This window comes from Mycobacterium sp. 2-64 (assembly GCF_035918375.1).
Taxonomy (GTDB): Bacteria; Actinomycetota; Actinomycetes; order Mycobacteriales; family Mycobacteriaceae; genus Mycobacterium; species Mycobacterium intracellulare.
In genome coordinates this window covers 3,007,871-3,025,518 of record NZ_CP142361.1, presented here as the reverse complement: position 1 = coordinate 3,025,518, position 17,648 = coordinate 3,007,871, and the positions used below count along the sequence as shown (strand labels likewise).

General features: G+C 66.6%; 17 protein-coding genes and 1 pseudogene. 8 read left to right on the top strand and 10 right to left on the bottom strand.

All coding sequences use genetic code 11. The features are described from left to right. Positions 1-38: 38 nt before the first annotated feature. Positions 39-2,396 carry a hypothetical protein gene (locus tag QGN31_RS14280; protein WP_201407221.1) on the bottom strand — a complete coding sequence of 786 codons (2,358 nt, stop codon included), beginning with the start codon at positions 2,394-2,396 and terminating at the stop codon, positions 39-41. Between the two features lie 78 nt (positions 2,397-2,474). On the opposite strand from QGN31_RS14280, the gene QGN31_RS14275 reads away from it, so the two are divergent. From QGN31_RS14275 to QGN31_RS14265, 3 genes and pseudogenes are all read left to right on the top strand, one after another. Next, complete coding sequence (locus QGN31_RS14275) at positions 2,475-3,437, top strand: LysR family transcriptional regulator (protein WP_201407220.1); 963 nt, start codon at positions 2,475-2,477, stop codon at positions 3,435-3,437. Between the two features lie 553 nt (positions 3,438-3,990). After that, positions 3,991-5,247 (top strand): PPE family protein, encoded by a 1,257-nt coding sequence (locus QGN31_RS14270; RefSeq protein WP_201407219.1) that lies wholly within the window; start codon positions 3,991-3,993, stop codon positions 5,245-5,247. 180 nt (positions 5,248-5,427) lie between these two features. Beyond that, positions 5,428-5,933: pseudogene (locus QGN31_RS14265) on the top strand (PPE domain-containing protein). On the opposite strand, the gene QGN31_RS14260 reads toward QGN31_RS14265, so the two are convergent. The 3 genes from QGN31_RS14260 to QGN31_RS14250 form a co-directional block, all read right to left on the bottom strand. After that, entirely contained in the window at positions 5,839-6,303 is a 465-nt protein-coding gene (locus tag QGN31_RS14260) for an SRPBCC family protein (RefSeq protein WP_236591191.1), read from the bottom strand. The pseudogene QGN31_RS14265 and the gene QGN31_RS14260 overlap by 95 nt on opposite strands. Positions 6,304-6,510: 207 nt before the next feature. After that, positions 6,511-7,161, bottom strand: a complete 651-nt coding sequence (locus QGN31_RS14255; protein ID WP_201407218.1) for a zeta toxin family protein — start codon at positions 7,159-7,161, stop codon at positions 6,511-6,513. Between the two features lie 13 nt (positions 7,162-7,174). Next, positions 7,175-7,531 carry a type II toxin-antitoxin system prevent-host-death family antitoxin gene (locus QGN31_RS14250; RefSeq protein WP_008256608.1) on the bottom strand — a complete coding sequence of 119 codons (357 nt, stop codon included), beginning with the start codon at positions 7,529-7,531 and terminating at the stop codon, positions 7,175-7,177. Between the two features lie 185 nt (positions 7,532-7,716). Between QGN31_RS14250 and QGN31_RS14245 the strand changes: the two genes are divergently transcribed. Further along, complete coding sequence (locus QGN31_RS14245; RefSeq protein ID WP_009957154.1) at positions 7,717-8,274, top strand: FKBP-type peptidyl-prolyl cis-trans isomerase; 558 nt, start codon at positions 7,717-7,719, stop codon at positions 8,272-8,274. Positions 8,275-8,304: 30 nt separating this feature from the next. Here the strand turns inward: QGN31_RS14245 and QGN31_RS14240 are convergent, their stop codons facing one another. Together QGN31_RS14240 and QGN31_RS14235 are read right to left on the bottom strand one after the other, a co-directional pair. After that, complete coding sequence (locus QGN31_RS14240; RefSeq protein ID WP_231119642.1) at positions 8,305-8,670, bottom strand: limonene-1,2-epoxide hydrolase family protein; 366 nt, start codon at positions 8,668-8,670, stop codon at positions 8,305-8,307. A 236-nt stretch (positions 8,671-8,906) separates the two neighbouring features. After that, entirely contained in the window at positions 8,907-9,668 is a 762-nt protein-coding gene (locus QGN31_RS14235) for an SDR family NAD(P)-dependent oxidoreductase (RefSeq protein WP_008256611.1), read from the bottom strand. A 359-nt stretch (positions 9,669-10,027) separates the two neighbouring features. Between QGN31_RS14235 and QGN31_RS14230 the strand changes: the two genes are divergently transcribed. Both QGN31_RS14230 and QGN31_RS14225 read left to right on the top strand, forming a co-directional pair. Next, the gene (locus tag QGN31_RS14230) at positions 10,028-10,711 is read left to right on the top strand and encodes a GAP family protein (protein ID WP_008256612.1); all 684 of its coding nucleotides are present in this window, start codon (positions 10,028-10,030) and stop codon (positions 10,709-10,711) included. Positions 10,712-10,763: 52 nt separating this feature from the next. Further along, entirely contained in the window at positions 10,764-11,531 is a 768-nt protein-coding gene (locus tag QGN31_RS14225; protein WP_041784973.1) for a class I SAM-dependent methyltransferase, read from the top strand. Here the strand turns inward: QGN31_RS14225 and QGN31_RS14220 are convergent. Together QGN31_RS14220 and QGN31_RS14215 are read right to left on the bottom strand one after the other, a co-directional pair. Next, positions 11,528-12,763 (bottom strand): osmoprotectant NAGGN system M42 family peptidase, encoded by a 1,236-nt coding sequence (locus tag QGN31_RS14220; RefSeq protein WP_009957156.1) that lies wholly within the window; start codon positions 12,761-12,763, stop codon positions 11,528-11,530. The two genes, QGN31_RS14225 and QGN31_RS14220, sit on opposite strands and share 4 nt — an antisense overlap. An 82-nt stretch (positions 12,764-12,845) precedes the next feature. Further along, positions 12,846-13,727 carry an HpcH/HpaI aldolase/citrate lyase family protein gene (locus QGN31_RS14215; RefSeq protein ID WP_009957158.1) on the bottom strand — a complete coding sequence of 294 codons (882 nt, stop codon included), beginning with the start codon at positions 13,725-13,727 and terminating at the stop codon, positions 12,846-12,848. A 177-nt stretch (positions 13,728-13,904) separates the two neighbouring features. Between QGN31_RS14215 and QGN31_RS14210 the strand changes: the two genes are divergently transcribed. Beyond that, complete coding sequence (locus tag QGN31_RS14210; RefSeq protein ID WP_009957159.1) at positions 13,905-14,828, top strand: class I SAM-dependent methyltransferase; 924 nt, start codon at positions 13,905-13,907, stop codon at positions 14,826-14,828. Positions 14,829-14,846: 18 nt separating this feature from the next. Here QGN31_RS14210 and zwf read toward each other — a convergent pair whose 3' ends face one another. Then, positions 14,847-16,346, bottom strand: a complete 1,500-nt coding sequence (gene zwf, locus QGN31_RS14205; RefSeq protein ID WP_014380122.1) for a glucose-6-phosphate dehydrogenase — start codon at positions 16,344-16,346, stop codon at positions 14,847-14,849. A 142-nt stretch (positions 16,347-16,488) separates the two neighbouring features. Here zwf and QGN31_RS14200 point away from each other — a divergent pair, with 142 nt between their 5' ends. Beyond that, positions 16,489-16,659, top strand: a complete 171-nt coding sequence (locus tag QGN31_RS14200) for a hypothetical protein (protein ID WP_201407217.1) — start codon at positions 16,489-16,491, stop codon at positions 16,657-16,659. A 4-nt stretch (positions 16,660-16,663) separates the two neighbouring features. Here QGN31_RS14200 and QGN31_RS14195 read toward each other — a convergent pair whose 3' ends face one another. Further along, the gene (locus QGN31_RS14195) at positions 16,664-17,641 is read right to left on the bottom strand and encodes a hypothetical protein (RefSeq protein WP_009957162.1); all 978 of its coding nucleotides are present in this window, start codon (positions 17,639-17,641) and stop codon (positions 16,664-16,666) included. Positions 17,642-17,648 lie beyond the last annotated feature (7 nt).

Below are 17,648 nucleotides of genomic sequence, written 5' to 3'. Positions count from 1 at the left end.
GATGTGGAGGCGGCGGGTAAGGCCGGTTCGAAGTCGGGTCACGACGGGGTCCCCATGGTTCGGGTCACGAACAGCGGGCTTGTCCATACCTGATGCCCATCGAATTGCTTGCCGCGCATGTATATTGCGCTGTCGCCCTTGGGCAGCTGCAGGTTGAGTTCGCCGGTGACGGTGGTCGGCAGTGCCTTCGGGTCGGCGATGCGTTCGAGGCGGACGCGCAGATTGAGACCGCCGACGGCGATGTCACGATGTCCCTCGGTGACGAGCTCCGCCCCGGAAAGGCTCGCCCGGGTGCGCAGGCCGTCTTCCTGCACCGTCGCGTCGAGTTCGAAGCGCGCGCGGCTCAGGTCGGCGAGCCGTATCACGATGCCGATATCCGCGCCGTAAGTCTTGGTATCCCAAGCCACGGTCGGTCCGTCGACATCGACGATCTGCTCGGGATGGGTGATCGCCCACGGCGTTACGTGTTCGACGGCGGTGCCATCGATACGCAGTCGGCCCGACCAGCTGGCCCAGCGGTAGCGGTCACGGTGCCGAGCGCCACCCCAGCTGACGCGAACCAGGTTGGGCGAAAGCCCCGTCTCGGCGTGCAGGTCACGACGCCAGAGCAAACCGGCGCTGTCGTAGACCGTCACGTCATCCCATCCCGTCGTGCCGTACAAGGCGTAACCGGCGGTCAGTTCTCCGGCGTCAGCGGCGAACTCGTCACCCATCCAGTTCTCACCGCTGCGCAGCAGGGCGACCGCGCGCGCACCGGTTGTGGCCCAGGTGCGGCGGGCGCGCAGCGAACGACCGACGTCTGCGGCGGAAAGGGCCGGCGCGAGGACGCCGGTGAGACCGCCGAAGCCGCCGAAGATGTTGGCGCCCGGCGCCCCGGCCCCCGGCCGTCCGCGGTGTTCATCGCTGGCGGCGCTCGCCCCCAGCCGTAGGCCGCGCGCCAGGGCGTCTTCGAAGAACCATGGGCTACTCCCCCAGGCCGAATGCACCTCGATCAGCCGCTCGAGCTCGGGGTGGTGCCAGTCCAGGATCGCTCGTCGCCCGCCCACGTGCGGGATCAAGAGGTAAGACTCCGGGTCCTTCTCGTAGGCGGCGTATAACTGGGTGACCGGCCAGGTCTGCGGGGTGGGCGCCGTGGTCGCCATGCGCTGGTGCCATTCCAGCGAGCGAGCCAACGTGGTGTCCTCACCGAGGAAGACGACATTGTGGTCGCCGCCGGCGCCGGCGGTGCCGCACCACTCCACTCCGGGGTAGCAGACAAACGCGCCGTCCTCGGCGATCTGCCTGCACGCCCTGACGACGTCGTCCCACGTGTCGTCGGTGATCTGAAAGTCGTTGGCGGTATACCCAAGTACGTCGAGCGCGGCGATATCGCGCGCGTAGTGCAGGTTCCAGTCGGTGTCCTGAGTGCCGACGGTGTCGTTGGAATGAACGTGCAGGTCGCAGAAGTACGCCCGCGGCGACGGGAAGTCGTCGACGATGTCGATCACGGTCTCACCGCCCTGCAGCACGGCTGTGCTTGTCTCGGCGGCAACGTCAATGCGGGCGGCGACCGGCGGCACGCGGAGCGACGCCTTGGACCACCCGTTCGCAGGCGTACGGGCGCTGTCCACGACGACACCGTCGATGAGCGCATGCATCGTCGCGGCAACGTCGGAACAGGTGTTGCCCCAACGGTCTTGCAGATGGGCATGCAGGTGCACCGCCGGCGCATCGCTGCGCACGATGCGAGGGCCGTGCACGACGACTCGTTCGGGTGCACCCGGTACGACCGCAATTCGATGCACATCAGCGTGCGCCATGCGCGACGTGCCCAGCGGGTCGACGAACAGGTGGACCTCGAACTCGTCTTCCACGAAGGTCTGCACGCGCGTCCCGGGGCCGCCGAAACGGCGGTCGCCGCAGCGGATCTCGATCACATCACCGGGACGCAGGTACCCGTCCACGACGTGGATCAGTAGTGACTTCTGAAATGGCCGCTCCCCGCCTTTGACGTCATATCTCGTGACCAGGTGCTGCACCGTCGCGGCACTGTCGTCGGAGGCCCCGCCGATCAGCGACCGACTCACCAAGCGGGCGGTCGCGAAGTCGCGGGCGTCCGGCGACGTTGTCTGCAGATCCCAATCCGAGTAGTAGCGGAAGCACAGCTTCAGCCAACCGCTGTCGGCAATGCCGGATCCCCCGACGGTGTAGGTGAACACCAACTCCTCGAGAGAACCCGCGACCACCCGGTCATGCGAGCAGCGCAACTCTCCCAGGAACGCAAGGCGGTCAAACTGTTCGGTGATCTCGTCGCGCACCGCTGCCACCGAGCAGTCATTGCCGGCCATGCCTGGCTGCGGACGCACCACGATGCCGGCAGCCGCCAAGGCAGCCGGTGACGACGGATCCGCGGACATGCCCTTGATCCTGAAGGCAACGAACCCACGAGTCCAGTGAATAGATATGATGCGATTAATCACGAAAGATGAAGGATTGTGAACCTGCAGCAATTGCGCTACGTCGTGGCGTTGGCCGAGGCGAATAGTTTCACCAAGGCGGCCGAGGCGATGTTCGTCGTGCCATCAGCCTTGAGTCAGCAGGTCGGTCGGTTCGAAAGTGAGATCGGCTTACGGCTGTTCGAACGGACGACTCGCTCGGTCTCGCTGACTCCCGCCGGTGAAGCGCTGATGCCGCTGGTGCGCCAGGTGGTTGCCGGCATTGACCAGATCGCCGTTGACGCACAGGCTCTCGGCGGCACGGTCGTTGGCCGGCTCATGGTCGGGATGATGGAGATCCCATCCGAAAGCCTCGATGTGGCCACTCTGATGGCGACCTTTCACTCGCACTATCCCGACGTCAGCGTGACGTTGCGCAGCGGCGGCAGCGACGTGCTGATCGAGGCGGTTCGCGACCGGAAGCTGGACGTGGCGATCGTGGGCTCCAACGTATCCAGGACCGGCGGTGCCTTGACGTTCACCCATCTGTTCAGCGAGCCGCTCATCGCCGTCATGCCCGCCCACCACCCGCTCACAAAAAAATCATCGGTGTCGATAACTGCGCTGGCCGCATTACCGTTCATCGACTTTCCCCCTGGTTACGGTCTGCGACACGAAACCGACCGCGGCTTCGCCAACGTGACGCGGCGAGTGGCTTTCGAAGTGACGCGTGTCGATGAGGTCACCCACTTCGTGCGCAAAGACCTGGGTGTCGCGTTGCTGCCCGAATCCGTCGCCCGTACCCGCGCTAACGCCGATCCGAGCCTGGCACTGCGGCCAGTCGCCGGAGCTGACATGCACCGCCGGGTAAACCTCGTGGCACCGCGCCCTGAAATGCGCTCCGCCGCATGCCAGGCCTTTGTCGGTTGCGTCGCCGACCACATCGAACAGACCGTGCCGTCTCGCGACGCGTTGTCGAAAAAGACTGCGGGAACCTCGAAGCGGACCCGCCGCTCCAACTGATGCATGCCGTCGCCTGGTCCGTGGCAGGGCCGGCGTTCGATGGTTGCGCGGTGCAACACATGGACATGCGACTCAGGCGCTGGACGCCATGAAGCAAGCCAACATTCGATGGCGACGCAATATCGTCGCCGTGCGAGCGGGAAGCCGGCAAACGGCCTCGCGGCCAAAGTGCCCCTTTCGAATTATTTGACGCCGAGATTTTTACTGATGAAAACTGTTTCATCGGGCAACGTTTCGTGCGGAAGTTGGCTTCCGTTCACGCCGGGGTACTTCGCGATTCGTCCGAGGTAGACGGGGCGCAGGGGCGCTTATGCCGACCCCCATCGCCAAGGCGCGCCCGCTGCCCTCCGGGGGTGGTGACCGTGCGGAGTCGGCCCTTGTTGGTCGATGTTGCTTCCGCCGGAGCTGGCTAGTCTTCTGGGCACAAGAGCATTCAAGCCATCGGCGGCCATGGCTTTCGATAGCTGAGCATGCTGAATGCTGTTGAAGGACAACGTTATCGGCGGTTGAGATGCTGGCTGACGTTGGCCATATCCGGATGCGGAGGAAAGCAATGGAATTCGGAGCGTTACCTCCGGAGATCAACTCCGGCAGGATCTACTCAGGCCCCGGACCGGCACCCTTGTTGGCCGCCGCGGCCGCCTGGGATGGACTAGCGTCCGAATTACATTCCACGGCAGCGTCTTACGGGACTGTGATCTCGGAGCTGAAAGCAGGTTGGAATGGTCCCTCGTCGACGTCGATGGCGGCGGCGGCCGCGCCGTACGTTGCGTGGCTGATCGGCAGCGCCGCGCAGGCCGAGCAGTCGGCAAGTCAGGCGAAGGCGGCGGCGGGCGCGTATGAGGCCGTCTTCGCGGCCACGGTGCCGCCGCCGGTGATCGCGGCCAACCGGGCGTTGTTGGCGACACTGGTCGCGACCAACATCCTGGGCCAAAACACCCCGGCCATCGCGGCCACCGAGGCCCAGTACGCCGAGATGTGGGCCCAAGACGCGGCCGCGATGTATGGCTATGCGGGTTCCTCGGCGGCCGCGACTCAACTGGCACCGTTCACCACGCCACCGACGACCACCGACGGCAGCGCGGAAACCAACCAGGCCGCCGCGGTCGCCGCCGCGACTCAGTCCTCGGCGAGCTCCAACGTGGAATCCGCCGTCTCCCAGGCGCTCTCGCAGGCCCCGGCCGCGACGCAAACCGCGGCGACGGCGACGACGTCGCCGGGAATCTCGCTCGGCCTCGGGGAAGCCACGGGGGGCCTGAAGAGTTTCAACAACGTCCTCAACGTCCTGACCGGGCCCTACTCGCCGATCGGCATCGGGACCGCGGGGAAGGGTTTTTATCAGCTCGCGCTCAATGTCCGCGGGATGGGCGCCAACCTGCGAAGCATCGGTGGCACACTGCATCCGAAAGGCCTCCACGGGGTTCTGGCTCCGCTGCTGCACAGCGATCTGCTGACCGGCTCCACCTCCTTTCAGGCGCCGAGTGCGGGAACGGTGTCGGCGGCGGTGGGTCGCGCCGGTGTCGTCGGATCGTTGTCGGTTCCCGCGAACTGGGCCTCGGCCACGCCCGCGATCAGGACCCTGGCCGCCGAGTTGCCCGAGACGATGCTGGACGCCGCACCGGCGATGACCGTCAATCCCGGCCAGGGCCTGTTCGGCCCCACCGCCCTGTCGAGCCTGGCCGGGCGCGCCGTCGGGGGCAGCGCCACCCGCGCGGTGGCCGGGGCGGCGGTGCGCGTGCCCGGGGCGGTGGCCGTCGATGACATCGCCACCACCTCCACGGTCATCGTGATCCCGCCGAACGCGAAATAAGGAAAGGCACCGCCATGGTTTTCACCGATTTCGCAGCGCTCCCACCCGAGGTCATCTTCACCCAGCTCTACGTCGGTCCGCATCCTCCTACGGCTCGGCGATTTCGAATCTGACCAGCGAGTCGCGGGAGGGTCCGTCGTCAACATCCGTGGCGGCCGCGGCGCACCGTACGTGAACTGGATGTCGACCACGGCGGGCCTCGCTGAGCAGACCGCCGCCCAAGCCCAAGCCGCGGCTGCCGCCTATGAGGCCGCGCTGGCGCGACCGTCCCGCCAGCACCGGTCGCGGCAAGCCGCACCCGGCTGGCAGCGCTGCAGGCGACCAACCTGTTGGGGCAAAACGGCGCGGCGATCGCGGCCACCGAAATCGAATACGCCAGATGTGGTCCCAAGACGTCACCGCGATGTCCAGCTACGCCAGCTCCTCGGAAGCCGCGGAAAGCTGATCCCGTTTCAGCAAGCACCGGCTACCACGAAAGACACCGGCCAGACCGCCCAGGCAACCGCGACAGCCGCCGCAGCTCGGCTGGGAAACCGGCCGCGGCGGCGCTGGTGCGCCGTGCGCGCCCAATGTTGTTGCGGCACTGGTGCGTCAGGTGTTCGCTTGGTCGCTGGTCAAAGCCCGCTCTGCTGTTCGCAGGACCATGCGGATTCCCAATCCGAATAAGGGCGCATAGAGCCGGGTGAATAAGCCAGCGAGGACGGGGCTTTTGAGGCGGAAGCTTGTTGTCCATAGAACTTCGGTGCCTCCCGGCACCTCCTGCAACGTCACCGAGCCACCGCTGTGTTGCGCTGGCGGCACGGTTGACAGGGCTTGGTAGCTAATCGAGTGTGGCCGTTCGAACGCCGTGACCACTTCGGTGACTTTCGAACCCGAGCTGGCGAATTCACGAATTGAGCCGACTCCAAAAGGCTCTGGCCCATCGACCGGGCGAACGCGGGAGTAAAACATCCCCGGTATGTCACTCCAATTGTTTCCGTTAATGAGCCAGTCGAGCACCGCGTCGATCGGCGCGGCGATGGTCCGACGCCGGCTTACCGTCCGCATTGCGCCCATCGATCATTCCGACCGGTAGGTTCGCGGGCCACCGGAGCTGCTGCGCAAAGGGCTGACCGCGCGCATCGCGATCGTCACGGTTGCCATCGATGTCAATGCGGGCCTTTCCCTCGAGGTACGAGCATTATCGAACCGAGGCGGGCGACGGGGTCAAGACCGTGCTGGCAAATCGAGAACAATTTGCGGTTCCGAGATCCAGACTCCCGCTTACGATCCCTGCGCGAGCTCCAACGCCGCCGCGACGACCGGCTTGGCCCAAGCCGGTGTGGAGCTCAAGTCGGACGGCCCGACGATGCGGCCGCGGTCCATGTGCAACACCAAGACCGGCTTCGGCGCCTGCCCCTCGGCGGGATCGGCGCTCGCCGAGTTGTCGTACATCCGCAACCCGGTGAGCACCGGCAGTAGTTTCACGAGATTGATCAGGCTGTGGCGGTAACGGCGACGGACGTCGGCGTCGGAAATGTCATGCCCGCCGGCGCGGACCCGTTGGCGGACCCGCTCGATGCAGGTATCGGCGCTGTCGAGGCCGACATAGAAAACATGGACCTCGAGTCCGCGCTTGGCGGCCTCGGCCAGCAGTGCCGGCATCGTGGTGCCGCCGAGCGTGGTCTCGAAGGTGAAGTCGAGGCGTTGATCGATCGCCCGCTGCAGCATCTTTCGGCCCTGTTCCCACGCCGCGGCGTTGGCCTCGGCCTGGCCCAATCCGGGGTGGGCCGCCATGATCTCTCGCGCGGCCTCGTCCGGGTTGTAGTACTCACCGCCCTTGTCGCGGATCGTCGCGCCCACGACGCTGCTCTTGCCGACGCCGTTGACGCCCGCCAACACGTGTATCTGCGCCGGTGTCGTCGTGCGAGCCATGGGCCGCGCCGGATCAGCGCAGCGGCGCGGTGCGTGCCGCCTTCACCGCGGCGGCGCCCAGCTCTTCCGGTGTGGCGTCGAACGCGGCGGCGACCCCGGCTTTGGCCTTCGGCGTCTGCATGGTCGCCAGCAGTTCGTCGAAGCGTGCACTGAGGTCGTCGAGGGCGGGTGCCGCCGTTGCGGCCAGGGCCTCGAATTCGGCGTACGACAGCAGCACTGCCCTGGGGGTGTTGTGCTTGGTGATCACCACCGCCCCGCTGACCGCGGCCTCATCGAAGACTGTGCCGAACTCATTTTTGAGGCGGCTGGCGGTCACCGAGGGGACATCGACGAGCTTGCCGTCGCGGTTGCGGAACGAGACGGTGGACATGGCGCTCCCTCCTTGGTCTGCACCTTAGCCATTCTAGCTGCTTTGTCCATTTTGTACGAATGGCCTATTTTGCGCCGAGAACCTCTGCCTTATCGTTCGGGCACTCATCGAAAAAATTGCGCAGCGCAGTCGCTACAGATGAGCTACCAGCAAGGCGCGCGATGCGTCGCTGTAGCGTGACGGCCGTGAACTCGTTCCGGATGTATTCGTCTGTGGCGCTCGCGGCCGGCGCCGCGGCAACCGCTCTCCTGCTCGCTGGATCGGGCACGGCCAACGCGGCCGACTCGTGCCCAACCGCGGCACCGCAGAATGGTGGAACGCCTGACTGGACCCTCGCCGGGAACACGGGGAGCGTCGCCGTCACCGGGTCCACCGACACGACGGCCCCGCGGGTGACCGTGACGGCACCGTTCGCCGTGACCCAGACGCAGGTGCATACGCTGCGCGCCGGAGATGGACCCGTGGTCTCGAGCACCGCGAAGGTCTCCGTCTGCTACATGGGTGTCAATGGTCGTGACGGGTCGGTGTTCGACAGCAGCTACCAACGCGGCGCCCCCGTCGACTTCCCGCTCACGGGCGTCGTGCCGGGCTTCCAAAAGGCCATCGCGGGACAAAAGGTGGGGTCCACCGTCGCCGTCGCGATGGTCCCCGCGGATGGCTACCCCGAAGGTCAGCCCAGCGCCGGAATCCGCCCGGGTGACACGCTGGTTTTCGCGATCAAGATCCTCAGCACATCGGGCTAGCTCCGCCCGCCAAACACCCTGCGCCGGCGACTAATTCGTCAGCGGGGCGAACATCAGCGCGGGATCGATGCCGAGTTGCTGCGCGACGTGGGCGGTGTCCCAATACTCTCGCCAATGAGCGATCGCACCGTCGCGAACCTCGAAAATGGCTGTGACATAAAACGTGACGGCCACGCCATTCATAGAGTTCACGTCGACTCGTTCGACGACGACGGTGTCGCCGTCGGACACGATCGTGCGGATCTCGCTCCCCTCGACCATGCCGGTCGACAGCGTGTTGTGCTTCTCGAGTTCTGCGCGCGCCGCGTCGCGTCCCCGCACGACCGGGGACAGCGGAACGTGGAGTTGCCACACGAAGTCCTCGGCCATGAGCGCGGTCATCGCGTCGATGTCCATGCTCTCGCCGTAAGCGGCATGTATAAAGTCGACCACGATCTTCTCGTTGTCGTTTTTGGTCGCAACACTTTTCGACATCGCGTTTTCCCTTAAGTGCCAGTGCGGGTGTTCGTCATTCGTCGAACTGTAGAGGGCCGCGCCCGTCGGCGTCCGCGCTTCGCGCGATTCGCGCAGGTATACGAAGCGCTTAGCTCCACGCTGTGGTGGGTACTGCCGTGGCAGCCGCGCGTTCTGCGTCAGACTTGGTTGAATCCACCGTCGGCGGTAACCGTGGATCCCGTGGTGAAGCTGGACAGATCGCTCGCCAAAAAGACCGCGGCATTGGCGATCTCGATGGGATCGGCGAAGCGACCCAATGGAATGGTCGCGATGCGGCCGGCGCGGAACTCTTCGATCGACGCTTCCGGGTCGGTTTGCGCGGCCAGTCTATCGCTGCCCGGGGTGGCGGTGGACCCAGAGACGATGACGTTGACCCGGATGTTGCGGTCGGCGAGCTCGTTGGCCCAGGCGCGGGCCAGTGATCGGACGGCAGCCTTGGTGGCGGCGTAGATGCTCAGCCCGGCGCGGCCGCGGTCGGCGGTGGTGGAGCCCGTCAGGATGACCGAGGCGCCGTCGTTGAGCAGGGGCAGCGCTTTTTGGACGGTGTGCACGACCCCCTTGACGTTGGTGGTCAGCAGCGCGTCGAGGTCATCGTCGGTGATCTCCCCCAGCCGCGCCACCCGGGTCACCCCCGCGTTGGCCATGACGATGTCGAGGCCCCGGCCGGCGGACTCGACCTCCCCATAGAGCCGATCCAAGTCCTCCGGAACGCCGACATCGCCGGCCACGGCGGTTGCCCTCGGTCCCAATTTGCTTGCCGCGGTATCGAGTTCGGTCTGACGCCGGCCCGTGATGAACACCCGTTCGGCACCTTCGGCGAGGAATCGCTCGGCGGTGGCCAGCCCGATCCCCGAATTGGCGCCGGTCACGACGGCGGTCTTGCGGTCGAGCAATCCCATTCAGTTCTCCCGGTGTCGGCGCGGCGGTGTCGGCGGTCTATGCCCGAGTTCGTTTGGAAGCCGGGTCATTTCCAGCAAACCCGATGAGGTATTCGTGCAGCCCCTGCGGTGTCAGCGTGTTCATCGGTGGCGCGCCTCCGGATTCGATGTGCTGTGGCTGTGTGGATGCGTCAGCCGCTTCGTCGACGCCTCGATCATGCCGCGGATCGCCCGCGCTGGCGCCATCGCCCCCTGCGTGAGCGCTCCGGTCTGACCGTATTGTCTGCAGCATGATCGCCGCTTTGATCGTGTCGCCGTGGTCAGTGCCCAGCCGCTTCCGAGCACCCGGCGAATCCGCACGCTAGAGCCGGTACAGGCGCGTGGCAGCTCTGATTCTTGCCCTGGCGGGGCTGGCGTTTCTCGATTCGCTGAACGTCCTCAACGTGGGCGTCGTCTCGGCGGTCATCTTCGACAGCCGGCTCGGTCGCCGCTCCCCCATCCCGGGCGCCTTGAGCTTCGTCGCGGGCGTGTTCGCCGTGACGACCACCTTCGGCCTGTGCACGGTGCTGGGTATCAGCTTCATCACCGAGGCGTTCGATTTTCACATCACGCCGGCCATCCGGTTTCGTGGCGAATTGCTGTTGGGGATCGTGCTGATCGGCTTGGCATACTTCCCGCTGACCGCACAATCGTCGGCGCCCGGCTGGGCGATGGCGGCCATGCGCAAACGTCCGTGGCTGCTCGGATTCCTCGGGCTGGCGGTGGGAAGCGGACAAGCGCCGACCGCGGTGCCCTACCTCACGGGGCTGGCCATGCTGGCCGCGTTGCATCCCCGGCCCCCGCTCTGGCCGCTGGTCATCATCACCTACTGCGCAATCGCGGTGTCGCCGCCGCTGGCGATCCTTGCGCTGTCGATGAGACGAACGGTGCGGGCCGCGCGCATTCAGCGGGGACTGGTGCGCGCGCTCACCCGCTACGGCCCCATGTCGGTGCGGCTTCTGTTTCTCGTTTTCGGGGTCGGCCTCATCGCCGATGCGCTCGTCAATCACAGCGCCCTCTGGTGACGCGCGATCCTTTCTCACGTTCTGCATAGCGAGCTGGATTACGTTGTCGCGTGTGACTGATCGTCAAGCGCGCGCAATGTCGTTCGGATCGATCGCCGAAAACTACGACGGGCTGCGTCCGCAGGCCCCGCGGCAGGCGGTGGACTGGTTGATGCCATCGGAGTGCGAGGTGGCCGTCGACGTGGGCGCGGGGACGGGGCTGTTCACCCGCACGCTCATCGGCAGGGCGGCACAGGTCATCGCCGTCGAGCCCGACGCCCGGATGCGCGCGGTGCTGGCCGAGCGCTCCCCCGGCGTCCGCGTCCTCGAGGGCAGCGGTGAGTCGATCCCACTCCCCGACCGTGCCGCGGACGCCGTGTTCGTCTCGGCGGCGTGGCACTGGATGGATCCCGAACGGGCGGTTCCGGAAATCGGGCGGGTGCTTCGCGACGGCGGGCGCTTCGGCCTGATTTGGACCAGTCGCGATCGCGACGTGGACTGGGTCCGCGACCTCGACCTGCTGCCCGGCGACGAAAGGACTGAGGCGGATGCCCCCGAACGCTTCCGCCAGCTCCACGAAAACGTCACACTCCCCGATCCGCAGATCTTCCACCAGGTGGCCCGCGAGGCGTTCACCTTCGTGCGCACGATGAGGCTCGACGACGTCGTCGGGATGGTGGGCACCTACAGCAGGATCATCACCGCGTCTCCCGACGACCGCGAACGCCGGCTGGCCAACGCCCGCGCTGTGTTGCGTGAGCGCTTCCCCGCGGCTGATTCGATCGACGTCCCCATGCAGTCCCGCTGCTGGCGCGCCGACCGGATGCCCCGCGGCTGTTAGGCCTGGGGTCCCTCCGACGGCGGCCACGGCGTGCCGGGCGACGCCTCGCCCGGGCTTTCGTAATCGCCGCGAGACAGCGGCACCCACCGCTCGCTGGGCGCGGGCTGCTTCGACGACGGAAAGTCGCGCAGACTGCCCGTCGGCTTGGCGTCCCACTTGGCGAACGTCAACGGCGTCTGCAGCCATGCATGCAGCAGGTTGTAGGCGGCTTCGAGCGAATCGATGTGGGTGCGCTCCCAGCCGTGGCTGCCGTCAAGACCGAAGCCGACGAGCGCGGCGCGGGTGTTCGCGCCCGCCTCGATCGCCGCGGCGGCGTCGGAACGGTAGTAGCGAAAGATGTCGCGCGCGAACGGGATTCCCCGCTCCTGGGCGAGGCGGCAGAGCTTGCGGGTCAGGTGGTAGTCGAAGGGCCCGTGCATATCGGCCATCGGGATCGTCACGCCGTCCTCGAGCGAGTGCTGCCCGGGCGCGCACACCGCGTTGTCCACCGACACCAATTCGGCGACGTCGGCGGGCAGCCCGTGGCTGGCCCCGTGGCCGACCTCCTCGGTGATGGTGACCATGATCGTGGTGCGGTGCGGCAGCACCACCTTGTTCTCGGAGAAGTTCTTGGCCAGCGCGAGCGCGATCGCGACGCCCGCCTTTCCGTCCAGGTGGCGGGAGACGATGAAGCCGTCGGCGGTGAGCTCGGGGCTGGTGATCAACGCGACGAAGTCGCCGATTTGCAGGCCGAGGCGAAGCAGGTCCTCGCGCGAGGACACCTTGCGGTCGATCCGAACCTCGACGTGGTCCCAGTCGGTGGGTTGGGTGTCGATCTCGTCGCCGAACGCATGTCCGCTGGACTTGAGCGGCATGACCGTGCCGGTGATGAACTCGTCGGGGTCGTCGATGAAGATGCGCACGCGGGCTCCCGCGGCGAACCGGGCCGAGAAGGTGCCGACCGGGACCAGTCCCAGGCGGCCGTTGTCCTTGAGGTCGCGGACCATGCAGCCGATGGTGTCCGAATGAACCACCAGCGCCCGGTCGGTGGTCGCCGACTCCCCCGGGAGCTCCGCGGTCAGCGCCCCGCGCCGCGTCAGCGTGAACGGCACGCCGAAGTCGTCGAGGATGTCGCCGATCACCTGCATCACGGCATCCGTGCGCCCCGACGGACTCGGGGTCTGCAGCAGTGCGAGCAGCGTGTCGATCATCCACGTGCGGTCGGCCTCGGCCATGGCCGCGGTCTCGCCCACCTTGTCTCCTCTCGAGTCGTCGGGAATCGCGTACAACCTACCGTGTGGCCGACCCCGATCGCTCTGCCCGGCCTAATCCGAGCTAGGAAGCGGTTTCCATCTCCGCGATCAAATCGGCCAGGGCGAGAATCCGCTGGGCGTCGCGCACGTGCAGGCTCTCGATCATGCGGCCATCGACCGTGATGACGCTGGTGCCCGCGGCCCGCGCCTCCTCGTAGGCCGATACGACCTTGCGGGCGTCGTCGAGCTCCTTCTGCGATGGGCCGAACAGCTCGTTCGCCGGGGCGATCTGTGACGGATGGATCAGGGTCTTGCCGTCGAATCCCATTTCGCGGCCGTGCTGCGCCTCGGCCCGGAATCCGCCCTCATCCGTGATGTCGTTGAACACGCCATCCAGAATGATTTTTCCGGCCGCCCTCGCGCCCAGCAGGGCCATGCCCAGCGCGGGGACGACGGGCGCGCGCCCGGGGACGTGCAGGCCGTGCAGCTCGTTGACGAGATCGTTGGTGCCGACCACCAAACCGGCCAGGCGCTCGCTGGCCGACGCGACCTCCTCGGCCCTCAGAAACGCCCGGGGCGTTTCGATCATCACCCACAGCTGCAACGACTTCGGTGCCCCCAGCGCGTCGAGCGCGTCGGCCAGCGCCCGAACCTGTTGGCCCGTCTCGACTTTCGGCACCAGCACCCCGTCGGCGGCCGATCCGGCCACCGCGGCCAAGTCGTCGCTGTGCCAGTTGGTGTCCAATCCGTTGATGCGCACCACGACCTCGCGGGGCCGGTAGCTGTCCGACGAGACGGCCTCGCACACCGTCGCACGCGATTCGGCCTTCGCGTCGGGCCCCACGGCGTCTTCGAGGTCGAATATCAGCACATCCGCCGGCAGCGATTTGGCCTTCTCCAGCGCCCGGGGCTTGTTGCCGGGCAAGTACAGGGCGGAGCGGCGCGGGCGCAGGGTCGGTGCCATAGCGTGATTCGCTTCCTGTCGTCTAGTCGTGCGGGAAAGGAGTCACCTGCATGTGGCGCGTGGTGACCGCGGCATAGCAGAAAGTACCCTTCGGTAGCGGTGGTGTAGTCGCGGGTGGCGGCCGCCCCACGGCCCAATCGGCCGGCGCGGCGGCCGGATCCTGGAAGGGAAACACGGATGTCATCGATCGATTCGGCACGAAGCGAGGGCGATAGCTGGGACCTGGCCTCCAGCGTGGGGGCGACCGCGACGATGGTGGCGGCCTCCCGGGCGTTGGCGTCTCGCGAGCCGGACCCGCTGCTCGACGACAGGTTCGCCGAGCCGCTGGTGCGGGCGGTCGGACATCCCTTCTTCGTCCGGATGCTGGACGGCCAGATCCCGCTCGACACCGACGACTCGCCGATGACACTGCAGCAGCGGCGCGAGCAGATGACGGTGCGGACCAGGTTCTTCGACGATTTCTTCCGCGCCGCGACGGCGGCCGGCGCACGCCAGGCCGTCATTTTGGCCGCCGGGCTCGACGCCCGGGCCTACCGGTTGTCGTGGCCTGCGGGCACCGTGGTTTTCGAGGTCGACCAGCCCGAGGTCATCTCGTTCAAGACCGACACGCTCGCCCAGATCGGCGCGGAACCGACCGCCGAGCGCCGCACCGTCGCCATCGATCTGCGCGATGATTGGCCAACCGCCTTGCGCGGCAGCGGTTTCGACGCCGACTCTCCAACCGCCTGGATCGCCGAGGGCCTACTGCCCTACCTACCGCCGGAAGCCCAAGACAGGTTGCTGGACAACATCACCGCGCTCAGCGCCCCGGGTAGCCGGCTGGCCACCGAGAACATCACCGACATGAGCGTGTTCACCGACGAGCGGGCCCGGGCGATGCGCAACAACTGGCGCCAGCACGGCCTCGACATCGACGTCGCCGAACTCGTCTGGCTCGGGGAGCGCCGTCCGGCCGCCGAGCACCTGTCCACGACCGGCTGGAACGTCACGCGCCACCCCACCGAACAGGTGTATGCCGACTACGGTTTCGCGATGCCCGACAACGAAATCCTCAAGCGATTCCGTCACGCCATCAGTTACCTCAGCGCCGAGCTGAGCTGAGTTGATCCGGCGCCCGCGTCAGGGCCTGGCGTGGCGCCACTCCCGCTCGAACGGCAACCGCCAGGCGTTCGGCGCGATCAACTGGTGAATGGCGTTGGGCCCCCAGGTTCCCGGCTGGTACAGCTTGACCGCAGGTGGATCGGTGAGGAGCTCTTCCGAACGCTCCCATAAGGATTCGATGCCTTCCGCGGTATTGAACAGGGTGTGGTCGCCCCGCATCGCGTCGAGGATGAGCCGTTCGTAGGCCTCCAGCACATCGACGACCGTCTCGATCTCCTGCGAGGAGAATTGCATGGACAGCTTGTCCAGCTTCATGCCGGGGCCGGGCCGCTTGCCATAGAACGACAAAGACACCTTCGAGTTGTCGGCGAGGTCGAACGTGAGGTGATCGGGACCCTGGGTTCCCACCCCGGATCCGGGTGGGAACATCGTGCGCGGGGCCTCCTTGAACGCGATGGAGATGATGCGGATGCCCTCGGCCATCTTCTTGCCGGTCCGCAGGTAGATGGGCACCCCGGCCCACCTCCAGTTGTCGATGCCGACCCGGAGGGCGATGAACGTCTCGGTGTCGGAATCCCTTGCCACCCCGGCTTCGTCGCGGTATCCCTGGTACTGGCCGCGCACCACATTCGAGGGCTTGACCGGCAGCATCGACCGGAAGACCTTGTTCTTCTCTTCGCTGATGGCAAAGGGTTCGAGCGCGGTCGGCGGCTCCATCACCACGAACGCCATCACCTGGAACAAGTGGGTGACCACCATGTCCTTGTATGCGCCGGTCTCTTCATAGAAGCTCGCTCGTTGATCCAGGCCCAGTGCCTCGGGGATATCGATTTGGATGTGGTCGATGAAGTTGCGGTTCCAGATCGGTTCGAACAGCCCGTTGGCGAAGCGGAACGCCAAGATGTTCTGGGCGGCCTCTTTGCCCAAGAAGTGGTCGATGCGGAAAATCTGGGATTCCTCGAAGGTTTCGTGCACGAAGTCGTTGAGCGCCACCGCGCTGGCCAGATCGGTGCCGAATGGTTTCTCCATCACGACCCGTGAGCGGTCGACCAATTTCGCGTCGCGCAGCATGGTGATCACCGCGCGCGCCGCCTTGGGCGGCACCGACAGGTAATGCAGCCGCCGGGCGTTGGGGCCCAGGTTGGCTTCGGCGTCCGCCACGGCGGTGGCCAGCGCTTCGGGTCCGGCGCCCTGCGGGACGTAGGTCATGATCCTCGCGAAGTTCGCCCATTGGTCGGGTGTGAGCTTGTGTGTCCCGAATGAATCGATCGCGTTCTTGGCGAGCTCGCGAAATTCGTCGTCGGTCAAGTCTTCCAGTGAGGTGGCGACGATCTGAATGTTGGGCGCCAGCTCGGACTGGTCCAAGTAGGCCAGGCCGGGGATGAGCTTTCGCTTGGCCAGATCCCCCGTCGCGCCGAACAGGACGATGACGTGGGGGTCCAACGGATCGGGGTGGTGGCGACGCGGGCGTGCGTCGGGCGCGGGGTACGAGATCGTCTGAGGTTTTGCGGTGGCCACTCCTGCGATACTTCCACCGCCGCGACGCTCTGTCGCCCCTGTTCTCCGGTTGCGGCCGGTTAGCGATCGCTCGATCGGGTATGGGATAGCGGCGGCCCCCGGCATCGGGGTTCGCCGCCCCACCAAGCCAACGGAAAGCGACATGACAAAGCCCGATAAAGACCCATTGAGCCGCGCTCAGGAGCTGGAGAACATCGTCGATCGGCTCGAGGAGAAGGTCGCCGGGGACCGCGAAGCCAAAGACGTCCCCGGCAAGCCCAGCGACCGGGAGCATGCCGCCGTCCGAGGCTCGGACAACGAGCCGCCGGACTAGCGAGTCATCCGCTCGGCAGATCTATGGCGTGAGCCTTCAGCGTCGCCAGCGTTTCCGGTGCCGGCCACTCGTTGGCTCGGTATCGCGCCGGGGTGATCCCCGCGACGGGCAGGATGCCCACCACGTCGACGACCGTGGCGAACGGCACGGTGAACTTGTCCGACACGTTCGACGGGTCGCCGACGAGGAACGTCACGTAATCGGTGTGGGGCAGCTCCCAGGCCGGGCCCTGCCCCCACACCGTCGTGGTGCGCCGCCCCCACGGCGTGTCGATCACCTGGGCCTCGCCGACGTATTGCGGGAACAGTTCGCGCTCGTAATGCTGCCGCAGGTAGTCGGTCTGGTGTTGGTATTCCCTTGCGGCCAAGAGGCTTCGAGCCGCCAGGCCGTACCCGCGCAGCGGGTGCGGGCCGGCCTGATCGAACGGCACGATGATGGCGCCCGCAATGGTGTAGCCCTGCGGCGAGACAGGTTGTTCGGCCTCGAGGTACAGCTGCTCGGCGACCTCGAAGAGTTCGGCCACCTGGTCGGGGGCGTCGGTGCCCAGCACCAGCGACCCGTCCCCGGGGAAGAACACCAGCGGTCGTGGGCCGCCCGCCACCGCCAGCGAACCCAGCCACCCGGTGGCCAGAATCATCGAGTCGACATAGCTGGCACCGTCGGCGTCCTTCAACAGATACTTCTCGCCCGGTGTGAAGACCTGCTGACGCGCGGTCAGATTCTCCCGGGCCACCGCGAACGCCTGGTCGCCGGTAATGCCCCAGGCGCCGGTTTCGGCCGGCGTCACCATGGCCCGAACCGTGGGAAGGTCCACGACGACCATCTCGTTGATGTGCGGGAACACCGGACGGACCCAGGGCTGTGCCCCGTTGTTGACCAGCTGATTGGCGTAGCTTTGCGGCCGCAGCACCGGCCTCAGCAGGGGTTGGGCTTCGCCCCAATCCAGCGGCGGTGTCGACGATTGGTCGCTTGCCATGTCCACGGTGCGT